Below are 16,970 nucleotides of genomic sequence, written 5' to 3' on the forward strand. Positions count from 1 at the left end.
ATCAGGGCCAAGGAGTACCCGTGACACAGATTCACGCTGCGACACACAAACATCGGGTGCCGCCGGAGCATCGCGTGCTCGGACTCGATCGACGCACGTTTCCACCGGCGCTCTTCGTCGTCGCGGTTTTCATCATCATGATCTTCGTGATACCGCGTGTCGACGCAGCCATCGATTTGGAGGACCCCGTCCTCGCAGGGGAGCAACTCGCGATCAGCGACCGCATCGTTTTCACCCCGGCCACCGGCTGGAATGTCGAGGATGGCTTCCGCGTGACCGACGACGGGCGCAGACACGGCGACGCCACCATCTCCGATAGCGGCGTGTCCTTCGAAATCTCGACGGACACATTCGACGGCACTCCCGACGCACTGTTGGATCAGGTCGAGAAAGTCACGTCCCGCACCGACGACCCGACCTTCCGGGTCGACGGAAACCGCACCACCCTCACAACGCTCACCGGAGAGACCGGGGTCGCTCAGCCGTACGGCAGCGTGAACGGCGACGGTGTCGTTGCCGCATTCGTTCTCGACGGCACCGGTCTGAAGATCGCCGCATACGGTCCTCCGGCTCAGATGACGGCCGCTAACGACGCCATCCAAACCATGATCGCGAGCATCCGGACCGTAGAGGGGAACAACTCATGAGCGAGACCGACACGAACGCAACGACGCATGGCGTGAGCCCCGACGCCCGGCGACGACAGGCTCGGGCTCTCGAGGTCTCCGGTTGGGGTGAGCGCTTCGTTTTCGTACAACCTCACAACCTCTCGTTCTGGGTGTACGTGCTGCTGGTCGGATTCGGCGTTTTTCAGACGTGGTCCTTCTTCGAACCGACGGCCGGGTTCTACGCAGATGGATTCGTGGCAGCGGCGGTTCTCTGCGGACTGTGCGGTCTGGCGTGGTTCGCCTGGTTCCGCCACATCGACCGGTGGGAACGTCAACCGGGCCGCCTCATCGTCGCCGCGCTCCTGTGGGGCGCTGTTGCGGCCACCTTCGCATTCGCGTTGCCCGCGAACAACGCGTTGCTCGGCATCTACACCAAGTTGTTCGGCCAAGAGTGGGTTGCAGACTGGGCGGCGGGTGCCGCGGCACCATTCACCGAGGAGGCTGCAAAGCTGTGCGGATTCGTACTCCTGATGGGCCTTGCCCCGCGCTTGATCCGCACCGCAAACGACGGTTTGATCGTCGGCGCGTTCATCGGACTCGGGTTCGCGGTCTTCGAGGACTTCCAATATGCCGCCAACTCCACCGCACGGGCGTTCGGTACCGATCCGGTCGGTCAGGCCGTGTCGATGTCGTTCACCCGTATCGCGGTCAGCTTCGCCTCGCACCCCCTCTTCAGCGCCCTTGTCTGCTCGGGTGTCATCTACCTCATCGGCACCGCGGCCCAGCCACGCCGGATCGGGCGCGGACTGGCATTCGTGTTGTTGGGCATGTTTCTGCACTTCACCTGGGACGACGCCACCGGCCTGGGCCAGGGAGGCATCCTGACGTTCCCCGTCATGATCGCCTCCCTCGTTCTCGGTTTCACCGTACTGACCATCGCGTTTCGACGCGCAGCGCCGCGTGAATACGAGTTCGTCCGCGACATCCTCGCCCCCGAGGTCGAAGCGGGGACAGTGACCGACGCAGAGGTGGATGGCATCCTGGAGAAGAAGGCGCGTAAGGCGTTCATCAAGTCCGCGCCCCATCACAAGTCCCGTCGAGCACGCAAGCACCTTCGGCGCGCGATTCTCGACCTCGCCCACGACCTTGCCGACGGCAAGGGAGCCGACACCGAGGCCGTGCGTCACTCTCGCTCGGAGGTCGAGCGTCTGCGCGTCAAGGCCGGCTGACCGACAATCGAACAGAACCGGTACCGCCCGAACGTGTTTCGGGCGGTACCGGTTTTCCTGTCCCGGCCCTATGACGTCCGAGTCAGAAGTCGGCGCTCGTGGAAGCAGCAGCGGTGACCGACGGCGAATTGCCTTTCTCGGGCGATTCCCCACGCGTCGTCCACTGCCAATCCCGCACGACGGGCAGGTCGTCACCGTGCTCGCGAGTCCACTGTCGAGCCCGCCTGCGGGTGTCGACCATCTCCTGTCGTAGCGACGCCGCCCTCGAGCCGAGTCCTGGCGTGCGGTCGATGACATCGATGACCAGATGGAACCTGTCCATGTCGTTCATCATCACCATGTCGAAGGGCGTGGTGGTCGTTCCCTCCTCCTTGTAGCCGCGCACGTGCAGATGGGCGTTGTTGGCTCGGCGGTAGGTCAGCCGATGAATGAGCCACGGGTAGCCGTGATAGGCGAAGATCACCGGCACATCCACCCCGAAGAGGCTGTCGTACTCGCGTTGTGGCATCCCGTGCGGATGCTCGGTCTCGTCCTGCAACCGCATCAGGTCGACCACGTTGACGAACCGAATCTTCAGATCCGGCAGACCTTCCCGCAGGATGCTGACGGCAGCCAGAGCCTCGAGGGTAGGGACATCGCCTGCGGCAGCGATCACCACGTCCGGATGCCCCTCGTCGTTGGACGCCCATTCCCAGATACCGGCTCCGCGAGCGCAGTGCAGATCGGCCTCGTCCCCGGTGAGCCAGTCGAACGACGGCTGCTTACCCGACACGACGACGTTGACGTAGTGCCGACTTTCCAGACAGTGCTGCATGGTGGACAGCAACGTGTTCGCATCCGGCGGCAGGTAGACGCGCACGACTTCCGCTCTCTTGTTGACCACGTGGTCGATGAAGCCGGGATCCTGATGCGAGAATCCGTTGTGATCCTGACGCCACACATGTGAGCTGAGCAGATAGTTCAAGCTGGGCACCTGCGGTCGCCACGGGATGTCGCGGGTGGTCTTGAGCCACTTCGCGTGCTGGTTGAACATCGAGTCGACGAGGTGGATGAACGCCTCGTAGCAGCTGAAGATTCCGTGCCGGCCGGTCAGTGTGTAGCCCTCGACCCATCCTTGGCAGGTGTGTTCGGAGAGTATCTCCACCACACGCCCCGAGCGGGCCAGGTGCTCGTCGGTGTCCACGATGGTTCCGGCGAAGACCTTGTCGGTGACCTCGTACACCGGGTTGAGCCGGTTCGACGCCGTCTCGTCCGGGCCGAAGATTCTGAAGTTCGTGGGGTTGTCTCGCACCACATCGATGAGGTACTCGCCCAGGACCCGTGTCGGCTCGTGGATCGAGCCTCCAGGTTCGCTGACCTCGACGGCTCGGTCTCGGAAATCCGGCAACCGAAGTGGACGGGTCAGCAGGCCTCCGTTGGCATGCGGGTTGGCGCTCATTCGGCGCTCCCCCACCGGGGCGAGGGCGCGCAGCGACTCGACCAGTACCCCGTCGGTCCCGAACAGCTCTTCGGCCCGATACGACCGCATCCACTGCTCGAGCTGAGCGCGGTGCTCGTCGTTCTCGCGAGTCGCCGCCAGCGGGACCTGATGGGCCCGCCACGTACCTTCCACCGGCAGCCCATCGACGACCTTCGGGCCGGTCCACCCCTTGGGGGTGACCATCAGAATCATCGGACCGGGACGCCGTTCGAGGTCGCCGTCCACCCGCGCTGCGCGCTGATTCTCCGTGATCAGATCGTGAGCCCTGTCCATGGCCTCGGCCATCTGCTGGTGCACGTGCGCCGGGTCGTCGCCCTCGACGGTGATCACCTCGTGGCCGTAGCCCCGCAGCAGGCTCTCCAGTTCCTCGCGGTGAATGCGCGCCGGAACGGTCGGGTTGGCGATCTTGTAGCCGTTCAGATGCAGGATCGGCAGCACCGCCCCGTCGTGGACCGGATCGAGGAACTTGTTGCTGTGCCACGACGCGGCCAACGGCCCGGTCTCGAACTCTCCGTCACCGACCACCGCGACGACAACGAGGTCGGGATTGTCCATCGCCGCACCGTAGGCGTGGGAGAGCACGTACCCGAGTTCACCGCCCTCGTGGATCGAGCCCGGCGTCTCCGGTGCCACGTGGCTGGGGATCCCGCCGGGAAAAGAGAACTGCCGGAAGAGCTTTCGCAGGCCTTCGGTACCCGCCCCGATGTGTGGATAGACCTCGCTGTACGTGCCTTCCAGGTACGCGTTGGCCACCAGAGCCGGCCCGCCATGACCGGGGCCGGCCAAGAAGATGGCATCGACGTCGCGGTTGCGGATGAGCCGATTCATATGTGCATACACAAGATTGAGCCCGGGACTGGTCCCCCAATGACCGAGCAGACGCGGCTTGACGTCCTCCGGAACGAGCTCACGTTCGAGCATCGGGTTGTCGAGAAGGTAGATCTGTCCGACGGACAGATAATTCGCTGCTCGCCACCACCGATCGATAGCGTCCAGCTCCGCTTCGTCGAGCGCTGCTGTGCTGTCAGAGACCATCGTTGTTCCTCGATTCTCTGTGTTTGTCGAACATTGCACTCACCCTGTCGTCAGACCGTGATGTCGCCCGTGCCGAGTAGCACGAGCGCCAGAATTGCTGCGCCCGTGAGCAATCCGCACACGATGCGTTCCGGGCCGGTGAACACCCGACCCGAGTGCTCGCGCCGCGCCACGACGTAGAGCAGCGTTCCGGGCGCGTACACCAGGCAGCCGAGCAGCACGTACTCCACGCCTGCCGCGTACAGCAGGAAGACGGAGTACACGACCGCCAGGATCCCGATGACGAGTTGACGGCGTCGCTCGTCGTCATCGCCCGGACCGTAGGTCTCGCGAGTGAGAGTCAGCTTCACCGCGTAGGCCGCCGCCAGCAGATAGGGAATCAACGTCAGGGCCGTGTCCAGCGAGAGCATGAAGTCCAGCGCGTCGCCGACGACCAGAACGAGCAGCAGGAAGATCTGCACGCTGATGTTCGTCAGAAGCAGGGCTGCAACCGGTGTTCCACCGGAGTTCTCTCGGCCGAGCCTCTTCGGCAGAATCCCGGTTCTCGCGGGCATGAACATGACCTCGGCATTGAGCAGCGTCCAGGCGAGGTACGCGCCCAACACGGAGATCACGACCCCGAGGTCGATCAGCGTCCCGCCCCAGGGCCCGACGACCTCTTCGAGTACGACGCCCATCGACGGGGCGGCGGCGTCGGCCAGGTCCGTTCGGGGAAGCACCCCGTACGACACCGTCGTCACCGAGCCGAAGAGGGCAAGTGTGCTGAGCAGGCCAACCAGGGTTGCCCGGCCGATATCGGCGCGCTTCTGGGCGATCCGTGAATACACGCTCGCCCCCTCGATGCCGAGAAAGACGAAGGTGGTCAGGAGCATGGTGTCGGTGACCTGCGTGAACAGGCTCTCGCCTGTATCGCGGCCCCAGAAATTCTGGGCGAACACACTGGGGTCGAAGGCCACCACACAGATGACGACGAAGACGGCGATCGGCAGCAGCTTGGCCACCGTCACGATCCTGTTGATGATCGCCGCCTGACGGATCCCCCGCATGATGAGCAGGTGAACGACCCAGATGATCACTGACGCGCAGATCACCGCGAGAACCGTGTTTCCGGCTCCGAGACCAGGGAGGAAAGCGCCGATGCTCGCCATGGCGAACGTCAGGAAGAACACGTTCCCGACGATGTTGCTGGCCCAATATCCCCACGCAGCGTTGAAGCCTGCGTAGTTCCCGAAGCCCTCCTGGGCGTAGACGTAGATCCCGCTGTCGAGGTCCGGTTTCCTCAGGGCGAGCGACTGGAACACCAGTCCGAGCATAAGCATTCCGGATCCGGCAATCGCCCACGCGATGAGAGACCCGACCACCCCGGTCGCGGAGCCGAAACCGCCGGGGAGGGTGAAGATCCCGCCACCGACCATCGACCCGATGACCATCGCGGTCAACGTGGTCACGTTGACCTTGCGGTCCGCCTGTTCCGCGGTACCCGTCATGGGTCAGTGCTGCGGGCGAACGATGGGGAACAGGATCGTGTCACGAATGCTGAGACCGGTCAGGTTCATGACGAGCCTGTCGACGCCGAGCCCCATTCCGCCGGTCGGCGGCATGCCGTACTCCAGCGCTTCCAGGAAATCCTCGTCCACCTGCATCGCCTCCGCATCGCCGGCCGCAGCCAGCAACGACTGGGTGACGAGACGCTCACGCTGGTCGACCGGGTCCACCAACTCGGAATAGGCGGTGCCCTGTTCGGCACCGAAGATCACCAGGTCCCACTTCTCGGCGAGCCGTCCATCGCTGCGATGCGGCCTGGTCAGCGGAGCGTTCTCCTTCGGGAAGTCCGTGTAGAACACGGGCGTCGTCGTCTGCCCCTCGCAGAGCTCCTCGTAGATGCCTTCGAGCGCCGCTCCCCACGTCGGGTCCTCGACCAGCTCGGCACCGACCTTCTCTGCGTGTCGCAGCAGCTCCGCCTTCGGAGTATCGGCCGTGATCTCCTCACCGAGTGCCTCGGACACGGCCTGGCACATCGTCTTGACCGGCCAGTTGCCGGAGAGGTCGTACTCGACGATCTTGCCGTCACGGTCGGCACGCCGAGCGATCGGCTCACCGTGGACGGCGATCGCAGCCTCCTGAATCAGCTGCTGCGTCAGCATGCGCATGGTGTTGTAGTCGCCGTAGGTCTCGTAGACCTCGAGGGACGTGAACTCGGGGTTGTGCTTGAAGTCCGCTCCTTCGTTGCGGAATTGCCGACCCACTTCGAATACCTTCTCCATCCCTCCGACCAGCAGCCGCTTGAGGTGAAGCTCCGTGGCGATACGCAGATAGAGATCCATGTCGTAGGCATTGATGTGCGTCTCGAAGGGACGTGCGTTCGCCCCACCGTGCACGGTCTGCAGAATGGGTGTCTCCACCTCGGTGAATCCCCGGCTCTGCAGTGAGTCGCGGATACTGCGCACCACCGTCGCACGCTGGTAGGCCACAGTTCGGGCCTCCGGCCGAACGATCAGGTCCACATACCGCATGCGAATCCTGGCCTCGGGATCGATGAGGCCCTTGTGCTTGTCGGGAAGAGGGCGCAGGGACTTGCTGGTCATCATGACCGACGTCGCCCGCACGCTCAGCTCTCCCTTGTGGGTGGTCACGACCTCACCCGTGACCCCTACCTGGTCGCCGAGGTCCACGGAATGCTCCCAGAAATGCAGGTCGCTCGCCCCGAGGTGCTGCACGTCGACCATGACCTGCAGGTCGCCGCTGCCGTCGCGCAAGGTGGCGAACGCGACGCTTCCCATGTCGCGCTTGAGGACGACCCGTCCGACCACGGAGACGACCGTGCCGGTCTCGGTGTCGACGGGCAGCTCGCCCGCTTCGTCCCTGACCTGCGCCAGAGTGTGAGTTCGTGGTGCTGTGGCCGGATAGGGGTCGACGCCCTCCTCGCGGAGTCGGTCGAGCTTGAGCCGTCGCACCCGCATCTGATCCGGCAGACGGTCGATCGACAATGCCTCGGCGACCACGTCCCGCGCCGGGGGAATCAGCGTCCGGACCTGCTCGGCGTACTCCTCGTGTCCGGTCGCGAGACCGTCGTCGCCGCGGCCTCGGCGTCGCAACAGGTTGATCGAGGGAACCGTCAGGAAGCCCTCGGCGCTACCGGCGGCCGTGCCCACCCGCGGCAGGTCGGAGGCGTACTCGTAGCCCATGTAGCGCGGCTGCCAGTCCGGTAGGTACTTCGCATTCGATCGGTACAACGACTCGAGCTGCCATGTCTTGCTCGCGAGCAGCAGGCCCTGCCGCCAGACCCGAGCGACCGGCCCTGCCCCGACCTGAGCACCACGCTCGAAGGCTTCGCGGAACATCGCGAAGTTGAGCGAGACAGGGCCGACACCGATGCGCGAGGCCTGCGCCGCGAGCGCACCGACGAGAAACTCGACGAGTCCGTTGTCGGCCGTGGGATCTCGACGCATCAAGTCCAGCGACAGACCGGTCCTGCCCCACGGGACGAAGCTCAGGAACCCTCGTAGCCGTCCGGTCTCGTCGGTCGCCCGCACCAGGACGCAGTCGCCGTCGAGAGGATCCGCAAGTCGGCCCAGTGCCATGGAGAACCCACGCTCGTCGCCGCCGTCGCCGCGCCAGTGCTCTGCCGCGTCCGCGAGCGCCGCGAAGTCCTCGGCGCTCAGCGCCGAGTGCCGCAGCACTGTGGCGGTGTACCCGCGTCGCTGCAGTCGATCGACCGACCGCCGCACCTCCTTCATCCCCGGAGCGTTCAACGAGAACGTCGCCATGTCCACGATCGCCTCGTCGCCGATATCGAGCATCGTCAGTCCGGCGTCGGCGTAGGCCTGGGCTCCGCTGTGGCCGGCCCCCATCACGGCGAGGGACAGGCCCTGCTCGCGAGACCACCGTCGCCAGGCCTCGATGGCCCCGGGCCAGTACTCTCGTTCACCGATCGGATTGCCGCTCGCCAGGCATACCGAACCGATCGCACGGTAGGAAATCCCGGCGTGCGCCGTCCCTGCGTCACCGGAGTCCCATACGACCCCCTTGTCGCGACGCGTCGCGAAGTAGCCGAGCGAGTCCTCGTCACCGTGGTCCCGCAGCATTCCCCGCACGATGGCTTCGTCGATCGCCTCGGGCGTCGTGCTCTTGCGCGGTGCACCGAAGAAAATCCCTGCGGCACCGATGACCACGACGGCCCCGACGAACCCCACGATGGCGCGAACCCAAATGGGCGCGCTGACTCCCGACATCAGATCACCTCCGGCACGCCCGACGTCGGCGAACATCGTCGACAGGACGTACGCTGCGGCACTGCCGATGCCGTCGGCAGTGCCGAATGCACGCACCAATACCGAGCCGAGCAGCAGCATCACGACGCCACCGCCGAGGAAGACCGCAAGGGCACGGCGCAGGCTCCCCGGCACGCGACGCGCCACGAACTGTGCCCGCACTCGCCACGCCAGCACCACCAATGCGAGGCTGACGAGCACTCCGAGGATGTTCGGAACCACGTGTTCGCCGTCGACGACGTTCCAGACCCGACCGATGCTCGGGATGACGAACCACCACGCGACCAGAACAACGAGGGCAGGTCGAAGTCGTCGCCGAAGGGCCACGCCCATCACGTACAGCAGCGCGGCGTAGACGAGTCCCGGGTATACAGGCACCAGCAAAAGCGAAACGATGTCGTCGTCCGCCGCGAAGTAGCGGTACCACGGCGGCACCAGTGTGATCAGCAGGACGAAGGTCGCGAAAAGAAAAGCAGCCGCGGCAAACAGGTCGGGCCAACGGTCGGGGGATGGCCGCTGAGGCTGGATTGCGCCGCGTTCCTCTTTTTGCTCCACAGTCATGAAAGGGATACCTCCCGCGAACGAGCCGCCCCTGGGCGGCAATTCTTTTCCGGACATGCCATTTGAAGATGCTCGCGCGGGCAAGGTTCCCCTGCACGTCGGCCGTCGGATCACGTTGGGCGACCGCCGAATCGAGCGTATCCGAATGTGGACGTCGTCATGATGCGGAAAGCGAAAAGATTCACAATGCCTGTTTTGCCGAACAATGTAGGCGGACTCAGATAATTGCACCGCGATAAGCTGCGGTGCCGAAATGAAACCGCCAGAGCCGAACGGCGACAACCTGATTGCGAATGCGGCAGACTGTCCCTATGACCCTCGGTCTCACCACTGCTGTTGTCGCCGCCATTTGCTACGGCGTCGGGTCGATCCTGCAGGCAGCCGCGGCACGCGGCACAGCCCAGGTCGAGGGACTCGATCCGCGGTTGCTCGTCCGGCTCCTGAGATCGTGGAAGTATCTGCTCGGAGTGGGCCTCGACGGCCTCGGGTTCCTGCTCGGTCTCGTCGCCGTCCGTTCCCTCCCGCTGTTCGTCGTCCAGTCCATCGTGGCGAGCTTCCTCGCCATCACCGCCATCCTGGGCGCGATCTTCCTGAAAATGCCCCTCTCGCGCCGAGACAAGGTGGGTATCGCGGTCGTCGTCATCGGCCTCGTACTCGTCGGGTCCTCGGCGGCCGAGGACGCCGAGGTCGCCGTATCGGCGGCCGAGACCTGGGGGGTCCTCATCGCCACCGTCGTGCTCGTGGTGCTTGCCATCCCCGCAGGGCGGCTCAACGGTGCCGCGGGCGCGACGGCTATGGGTGCCGTGGCCGGCCTGGCTTTCGGGGCAACGGCAGTGGCAGCGCGGATGCTGCCCGACGACCTCGCGGCCATCCCCGCCAGCCCCGCCACCTGGGCGTTGGTGCTGGGCGGAGTGACCGCGCTCCTGACCTACTCGGTGGCCCTGCAGCGTGGCACCGTGACGCAGGCGACGGCCCCCGTCGTCGTGGGCGAGACCATCGCGCCTGCGATCGTCGGTTTGACTCTGCTGGGCGATGCACCACGGCCGGGATGGGGAATCGTTGCTGCGATCGGTTTCGTCATGGCTGTCGCCGGAGCGGTCAGCCTCGCTCGTCATGGAGAAATCGAGGAAGAGGCACCCACGACGTGAGCGCCTACTGTCGGCCCCGCGCCGCGACCACCCCGAGGCAGACGATCCAGGCGCTGATGCCGACGATGTGAATGCGCTGGGACACACCCACAGCCGATGACGGCTCGGTGGCACTGTCGAAATACCCGAAGACGAGACTGGCGACCACTCCGACAATCCAGAAAGTCCACCACGCGAACCTTTTCAACCATCGAGAACCGGTGGTACGTGTCGCGAACCAGACCGCAGCGACACCGGTGAACAGTGCAACGTTGGAGAGCAGGCTTGCGCCATCGTGAATCTGCAACTGCAGCTGGTCGGACGGTGACGAACACGTGACGCTCGGGCCGCACGGGGCCGACACCACGGCGGCTGCGATTGCTCCGAGCGCAAAGACCACCGTCGCCCAGACAGCGACCTCACGCCACCACCCCGAGGGCAGCGCCGACCTCACCGGCGGCAGTAGCGCGACCACAAGCACGGCACACACGACGTCGGTGACGCGCAACAACACTGCGTACGGCTCCCCCGGGGCCTGCAATTCGCTGACGACCTCACCCAGGCCACGAAAGTCACGCAGCACCCAATCGATCAGGAAGTTGGCGTAGAGAAACGCGGCCACCAGACCGATCCCGATCAGGACTCGCGAACGAATGTCGGTCACGAGTCGATCCGATCACTTCGACTGCGCCGATTCGACCATTCCCGCGAACGTGGACTCGAAAGTGCAAGCAGCACAAGGATACTCCCGCCGATGGCCGGAAGATCACCGATACCGAGCGGAGCCCGGTTCCCCAGAGTGGACGCAAAACCCACCAACGACGTCAAGGCACACGCGGACATCAGGCCGAGTCGGGCCCACTGATAGCCGGACATGACCCGCAGGGCGAGGAACACATCGATCACCGTCAACGAGACGAGCACGGCCACCACCGTCCCTACGGTGACCGTGTTCGTCAGATCCACCACGTCGCGGCTTCCCAGCCGGACAAGCAGATCCGGAGCCGTGAGCAGCAGCAGTGCCAGTGTGAGGTAGCAGGCACCCCTGAGCAGTGCCAAGCTCGATCCGAGCATGATCATCGCGGGACGGCGGTCCCGGCTGTCTGTCGGGACATCGTGCTGGAGCGACGATGTCGTGACGGCGCTCAGATCGAGGATCGGCAGATCGCCGTCGGTGAGGATGCGATCGCCTCCCCCGTTCCGGGTGTGATAGCCGGAAGCAAAGCGCTCGAGCGTCCGCACCGTCACCGCCGGCGCAGCCTCCGTGAGGGTACCCACGACGAAGTCGCGTTCGACGTCGATGTCCTCCTCGATCTTGTGCGTCACCTGCAATGTGAAGAGCGACAGTCCTACTCGTCGGTCGTACGTCGCGGCACCCAGCCAGTGCACCGGGAAGCCACCCGGTAGCAACCATCCCGGCGGGCATCGCCACAGTCGCAGGTGGTGTCGCTTCGAAGGACTGCCTGCCACCTCGCGCTGATAGGCGAAATCCTGCTGTCGACCGAAGAGATACAAAGGACTCACCGGTGCCTGCGGGTAACTGCGCCTCGACGCGATACGACGCACCAGTCGCCACGAGGTGCCGAGGCCGAGATCGTCGGCGCGCGTCCACCCGGCGGCATCGAAAGCCTCTTGAATCTGTGCTTCGTCGCCCAGCAATCCGAGGTTGACGGGGTCGCCCAGCAGCCCATCGCTGGTGCGCGCGCGTCCGATGAAATAGTTCGGCACGTAGACGCTGGTGAGGATGCCATGCAGCCGAGGAAGTACGAGGTAGGTGACGAAGAGCCAGAAGACCACGAGCAGCGGTAGTTGCCAGCCACCGACCACGCCGTCGCGCAGCAGGACATAGGCCAACCAGATTGCCGCCACACCCGAATAGGCGAAGAACGCCCAATCCACGACACCGACGAGCGAGAGCTCACGATCCTGCGATCGGTCGATCGACATATTCCGATTCTGCACGAAGTCCCACCGGCGGTATGACCGATTACTCGAATCGGCCCAAGACCCCTACGGGGTCGTGAGTTCGCATACGCGCTGTCACACAACGGAACAGCCGGCCGAATCGTCGGCCCATCGTGACCATGCTTCGGTACGGGTGTCGGCGGCATCGACGACGAATGCGCCGGCGGGGTCACGTGAGCTTTCGATTCGGACCAACTGGTGAAGCGCCCACACAGGTCCCACGCGTTTGCCTCGAAGCGGGATGCTTGCCTGGCGCTCGCGATTCGCTTCGCGACGGCGGGCGGGATCTGCGGCCGACCGACATCACCGGACACCGCACGGACGACGGCAAGCTGTACCTGTGCAGGATCACGGACATGTGGTCCAACAGGATCGTCCGCTACTCGATCCCCTCCCGAATGAAGGCCTCGTCGGCGGTGTCCACGTCGGATAATGCTGTGGTGCAAAGGAGCTCGGTGGGGGGCGACCGTTCACTCGGATCGCGACCGCCAATTCCGGTCCGGGAATTCGGTGCATGCTCTCTTGCGCAACGGATTACGAGGTTCCATGGGCCGGGTCGGGGCGTGTGGTGACAACGCCCTTTGCTCGGTGTGTCGCTCACCGAAGAGGTGACGGCATTGCACCTGTGCGACAACCCGATCTGTGTACGGGGTGCGCCACGTCGTCGACGGGTCGCAGTCACAGAACCTGCGCGACAGGGTAGCCAAGCGACGCGGGGGTGACCCGCGGGAACGTCTCCTTTTTGCGTTCACCGATCGCCTCGCGGTGTACGGTGACCGCGGGGATGGGTACAGCTCGGGAAGAATGTCGGGGGATCATGACTCTGTTCGGTGTGCTCGATCGCGTATTGGCTCGACGACTGCCTCTGGAGCCTCCGGACGATCCTCATGCCTCGATCCTTCCGACCCCGATCGACAACGACGCCTTCTTTCTCACCCCTCCCGGCATCGAAGACCTTGCACCCGGTGCGGTGATCCGGCAGCGCACGACCCGCGGTCTGGTGCCCCGGCCGCGAACCGCCCTGCATCAGTTCATGGTGCGATCGACCGACGCGCGGGGTCTCCCCGCCGGTGTCACCGCCTCGCTGCTGATTCCGAAGCGGCCGTGGACCGGGCGCGAACCGCGGCCCGTCGTCGCCCACAACGTGGCCATCGATTCCCTCGGAGCCAAGAGCACGCCGTCGTACCGGCTCGTGCACGGTGTCGGCGCCGACCTCCCGCCGGTGATGCCGCTCTGGCTCGCTCGCGGATACGCCGTCCTCGTCGCCGATCACCAGGGCCCGCGGATGTCGTACTCCGAAGGCACGATGGCCGGGCATGCCGTCCTGGACTCGCTACGCGGGATGACGGTCGTCGCCCCGGAGCTCGCCGACAGCCCAGTGGTGGCCTACGGCTACAGCGGCGGCGCGATCGCCACCACGTGGACGGCGCAACTGCAGCCGAGGTACGCGCCGGACGTGAGGTTGGTGGGTGCCGTCGCCGGCGGAACGCCCACCGACTTCTCGATGCTGTTGGACACCATGAACGGCACCGTCGCGGCCGGCCTGCTGGGCGCGGCGAGCATGGGTCTCGCGCGTGAGCACCCCGAGATGGTGGAGTTGTTCGGCCCGAAGGCGCTGCTGTTGGCGTCGTGGGTGAAGGACATGTCCGTCCTCCCCCTGGCTTTGGGCGGGTTGGCACGCATGCGAATCGAGGATTTGGCGTCCGAGCCCGACCCGTTCGACTCCGACATCGCGCGGCGGGTGATCGCCGCGAACCGTCCGGGCGCCGACGCGCCGACGGTGCCGGTCGCGCTCTTCCATGGTTCAGCGAGCAAGTGGATCGGCGATCGCTTCATCCCCGAGGCCGGCGTGACTGCCCTGATCGAGCAGTGGCGCAGCAAGGGTGCCGACGTGCACTACGAGCCCGTGGCGGGCGACCACTTCATCGGCGCGATGACTGGACTGCCCTTCGTGTTGCGTTGGACTGCAGGGCAATTCGCGGCCAACGGTTCGGGTTAACTCGCCGAAGCGAAGTAGCGCTGTGACCTGGTTCTTTTCTGTGCCCCCCAGCCGGACTCGAACCGACACTGTGCGCATTTTAAGTCTGTCAGACGACGAGTTGGCTAGTGACGACGAGTGACGGCTACGTTGACAAAGCTCTGCAGCACAACAGTATTAGCGTTGGATGCGTTTGCCGGGACTGGCGCTGAACTAACCTACTGCGGACTCACTGCGAACTTGGTCGCAAGTGGAGTGGTGAGCGACGTGGGTGTCAGGCACCAGCAGTTGGTTGGTCCGAATGAACGATTCTGTCTACTGACAGATACCACTTATTCGATGGCAGGGCTCAGATCCGCACCCGTTCTCAGTGGTCAGGAAAATTTCTGCAGAAGTCACCACTTTTGAACAACGAACTGTCTGCTGAGATAAGGTCCGCTTCCATGGGACTGCCCAAGTCCGCGAGGCTACGGCTGGCGGGACCGCTGATTGCGGCGAGACGACCGAGTCCTTTCCGGAACAGCAGCACACTCCCGATTGAAAGACGAGGGTGGGACGAGTACGCCGGAGCGCTTGAGTCAGCAGTTCGCGACCTCATTACCATGGCTCCGCCCCTGAACGGTTTCAACGAAATCAGACGCTGGGTTGACGAGTTCTGCACGAAGAAGGACCGGATAGTTTCGCTATTACTCGCGCTCCAACCCTTCGAGCCGTTCTCTTCCGGGCGGGCCGAGACTCTTTTGGATTCACTTGAGGCAGTGGCACGCGTAGCCGCGACGGCAGTGACTTCAGGTCTCGACCACCCCGGCCTCTGCCCAGACCCGACACTGGACGGAGTCGCTGCCGAGTGGGCCTTCCCTGACTCGGCGAATCACGCGGAAGGCTTACTGCAGGCGGCTTTTTGCGTCTCAGAACCTCTGACTGACGACAGTGGCGACTTCCGTCCTGACTGGGTTCTCTCACACTATGCGTACCGAGGCACATCGTTGCTCAGCGTGATCGCGCCGCACCTTCAATCTCTCGGATTACCGATGATGTTCGACCACCTTGCAGCACTGAACACCATCGGCCTGATCCTGGACTCTGACGACCCTGTTCACGCCTACATTTCACTGGACACGTTCGTGAAAAGTTGCTTCCAAGCAGAGACTGACGTCGCAGCGGCCGCTCGGGAGCACTTGGAGGGCCACGAACCGGCGATGACCCGAGCTCGCAACCTTGCGAGTCAAGCTCTGGCTCGGGCGCTCGCGGCCAATGATCCTGAGGTCCGCGCTCTCGCTCTCGCGGACGCATACAAGCGGATCCTTGAGGGGCCGTTTCGACGATTCGCGTGGGCAGTATTCGTGTTCGGGTTGAAAGCGTGGACGGAGCCGCCCATGGTGACCGAATTGCAGGAGCGTCTCATGGCCAGCGGCGGCACACTCGCGGAGCTGGCCAGGTTTGCGATCATCCCGACGCTCCGCAACAGCGAAGGACACGAGACTCTCACATGGGACGGCTTCACCGACGAACTTGTCGCAGAGGGTGAGCGCATCGCACCTCACCGTGTCGTGGCTGCTTTCACACTGCTCCGATCCTTCGTCGACGGTTGCACGGCCGCACACACAGCAATTCGGAGTGCGGAACGACTGCATGCGTCGTCTGGGCTACCCGTCGCAGATGAAACTGGGCGGACAGAGGACTGGCGTCGTGTGCGCGGACACTTCGGTACAAACGGTCTGAGGCTGCTCGACGCACGACTGAACACACCCGACGTCATACTCCGGGTTGAGCAACTCGTCGACATAAAGATCAACCCATGTTTCCAGGCACTGATCGTTGCGCGCCGACTTCTCAGGCGCGCAGAGTCGTTCGCGGTCTTTGTCGGAGACAACCTGACACCGGCCATCGCCCTCTCGGCACGAACAGTCGACTTGGCCGCCCCTGTCTGGAAACGGGCCCTGGAGGAGTTCGACCAGATCCCCACCGCGACTTTTCTCCCGATGAATCTGGACGCCCGCTCCCGTTTGGAGGACGTGAAGCTCGCTACACGGTCCGCCGCCTGGATTGCTGTGGACGACGCACTCGGCGCGATCAACGAGACACCGGCACTGTGGGACGAAGGAGTACGGAAGCTGCTCGCGACCCGGCTAGAGGTCGTGAGCATGGCAGTCACCGCAGCACAAGATCAGCTCAAGCAACCCGACGCCCGGATGACCGACATCGACGGTTCGCTCTCACAGCTTCGGAGTTGGATCGGCTATTCAAAACCGCAGAGGGACAAGCTGATAGAGCGCCACCCCGCATACTTTCGGCTGCGCGCCCAATGGAAGGTCTGGGGCCCGGCGCCTCGACTCCCTTCCATCCCAGCCGATGGCGCGGACGTCGAGCCAACATACGTTGGAGTTAGATCCGCAGTACAGACGCTGGACTACTACTCCATCTGATCTACGACATCGAGGAACGGCTTCACGGTCTGCGCATATTCTGAATATTGTTGCACGGCAATGGACTTCGTGTTTTCAAACGGATATAGTCGAAGTACGCGAGCTAGCACCTCGCTGATCGACCGCGTGCGAGCGGAGTGGGAGAAGCCGGACTTGTACTCGACGTCGATCGTCTGGAGCGCACCCCTCTTCGGTGGACTCTGAGGGACCGCCACCCAGCGCCCCTCCGTGGCGCGGCGGAATGTCTCTCCGATGAAGTAGACGAACCTCATCGCGAGCGTGAGGTTGTC

10 protein-coding genes and 1 pseudogene are annotated in these 16,970 nt (G+C 64.3%); 6 read left to right on the plus strand and 5 right to left on the minus strand.

The annotated features are described in order from the left end of the window. The first annotated feature begins 20 nt into the window (after positions 1–20). Positions 21–647 carry a hypothetical protein gene (locus CH295_RS02420; RefSeq protein ID WP_141216934.1) on the plus strand — a complete coding sequence of 209 codons (627 nt, stop codon included), beginning with the start codon at positions 21–23 and terminating at the stop codon, positions 645–647. After that, positions 644–1,837: a PrsW family intramembrane metalloprotease gene (locus CH295_RS02425; protein WP_094633303.1), complete on the plus strand. Its 1,194-nt coding sequence runs from the start codon at positions 644–646 to the stop codon at positions 1,835–1,837. Before CH295_RS02420 ends, CH295_RS02425 begins: the two co-directional genes overlap by 4 nt. Before the next feature lie 82 nt (positions 1,838–1,919). On the opposite strand, the gene CH295_RS02430 is transcribed toward CH295_RS02425, so the two are convergent. The 3 genes from CH295_RS02430 to lysX are packed head-to-tail and all read right to left on the minus strand — an operon-like array spanning position 1,920 to position 9,184. Continuing rightward, positions 1,920–4,352: a phosphoketolase family protein gene (locus CH295_RS02430; protein WP_094739684.1), complete on the minus strand. Its 2,433-nt coding sequence runs from the start codon at positions 4,350–4,352 to the stop codon at positions 1,920–1,922. A 50-nt stretch (positions 4,353–4,402) separates the two neighbouring features. Continuing rightward, a complete protein-coding gene (locus CH295_RS02435; protein ID WP_094633301.1) occupies positions 4,403–5,839 on the minus strand; it encodes a basic amino acid/polyamine antiporter in 1,437 nt (478 codons plus the stop codon). Between the two features lie 3 nt (positions 5,840–5,842). Beyond that, complete coding sequence (gene lysX / locus CH295_RS02440; RefSeq protein WP_170945716.1) at positions 5,843–9,184, minus strand: bifunctional lysylphosphatidylglycerol synthetase/lysine--tRNA ligase LysX; 3,342 nt, start codon at positions 9,182–9,184, stop codon at positions 5,843–5,845. A gap of 311 nt (positions 9,185–9,495) precedes the next feature. Between lysX and CH295_RS02445 the strand changes: the two genes are divergently transcribed. Beyond that, the gene (locus CH295_RS02445) at positions 9,496–10,332 is read left to right on the plus strand and encodes a hypothetical protein (protein WP_094739686.1); all 837 of its coding nucleotides are present in this window, start codon (positions 9,496–9,498) and stop codon (positions 10,330–10,332) included. 4 nt (positions 10,333–10,336) lie between these two features. On the opposite strand, the gene CH295_RS02450 is transcribed toward CH295_RS02445, so the two are convergent. Beyond that, complete coding sequence (locus CH295_RS02450) at positions 10,337–10,975, minus strand: DUF998 domain-containing protein (RefSeq protein ID WP_094739687.1); 639 nt, start codon at positions 10,973–10,975, stop codon at positions 10,337–10,339. Next, entirely contained in the window at positions 10,972–12,258 is a 1,287-nt protein-coding gene (locus tag CH295_RS02455; RefSeq protein ID WP_094739688.1) for an LssY C-terminal domain-containing protein, read from the minus strand. Before CH295_RS02455 ends, CH295_RS02450 begins: the two co-directional genes overlap by 4 nt. Before the next feature lie 317 nt (positions 12,259–12,575). On the opposite strand from CH295_RS02455, the pseudogene CH295_RS28185 reads away from it, so the two are divergent. From CH295_RS28185 to CH295_RS02465, 3 genes and pseudogenes are all read left to right on the plus strand, one after another. Further along, a pseudogene (locus CH295_RS28185) lies at positions 12,576–12,855 on the plus strand (DDE-type integrase/transposase/recombinase); the annotation flags it as partial. Between the two features lie 238 nt (positions 12,856–13,093). After that, positions 13,094–14,275: a lipase family protein gene (locus tag CH295_RS02460; RefSeq protein WP_094739689.1), complete on the plus strand. Its 1,182-nt coding sequence runs from the start codon at positions 13,094–13,096 to the stop codon at positions 14,273–14,275. 422 nt (positions 14,276–14,697) lie between these two features. Then, positions 14,698–16,680: a hypothetical protein gene (locus CH295_RS02465; RefSeq protein WP_094739690.1), complete on the plus strand. Its 1,983-nt coding sequence runs from the start codon at positions 14,698–14,700 to the stop codon at positions 16,678–16,680. Positions 16,681–16,970: the final 290 nt, after the last annotated feature.

It is taken from the genome of Rhodococcus sp. 14-2483-1-2 (assembly GCF_002259405.1).
Lineage (GTDB): Bacteria > Actinomycetota > Actinomycetes > Mycobacteriales > Mycobacteriaceae > Rhodococcoides.

Excerpts from the sequence above, each read along its gene's own strand:
- CH295_RS02425 (WP_094633303.1), top strand. The coding sequence starts at position 644 with ATGAGCGAGACCGACACGAACGCAACGACGCATGGCGTGAGCCCCGAC.
- CH295_RS02460 (WP_094739689.1), top strand. The coding sequence starts at position 13,094 with ATGACTCTGTTCGGTGTGCTCGATCGCGTATTGGCTCGACGACTGCCT.
- CH295_RS02455 (WP_094739688.1), bottom strand. The coding sequence starts at position 12,258 with ATGTCGATCGACCGATCGCAGGATCGTGAGCTCTCGCTCGTCGGTGTC.
- CH295_RS02465 (WP_094739690.1), top strand. The coding sequence starts at position 14,698 with ATGGGACTGCCCAAGTCCGCGAGGCTACGGCTGGCGGGACCGCTGATT.
- CH295_RS02445 (WP_094739686.1), top strand. The coding sequence starts at position 9,496 with ATGACCCTCGGTCTCACCACTGCTGTTGTCGCCGCCATTTGCTACGGC.
- lysX (WP_170945716.1), bottom strand. The coding sequence starts at position 9,184 with ATGACTGTGGAGCAAAAAGAGGAACGCGGCGCAATCCAGCCTCAGCGG.
- CH295_RS02430 (WP_094739684.1), bottom strand. The coding sequence starts at position 4,352 with ATGGTCTCTGACAGCACAGCAGCGCTCGACGAAGCGGAGCTGGACGCT.
- CH295_RS02435 (WP_094633301.1), bottom strand. The coding sequence starts at position 5,839 with ATGACGGGTACCGCGGAACAGGCGGACCGCAAGGTCAACGTGACCACG.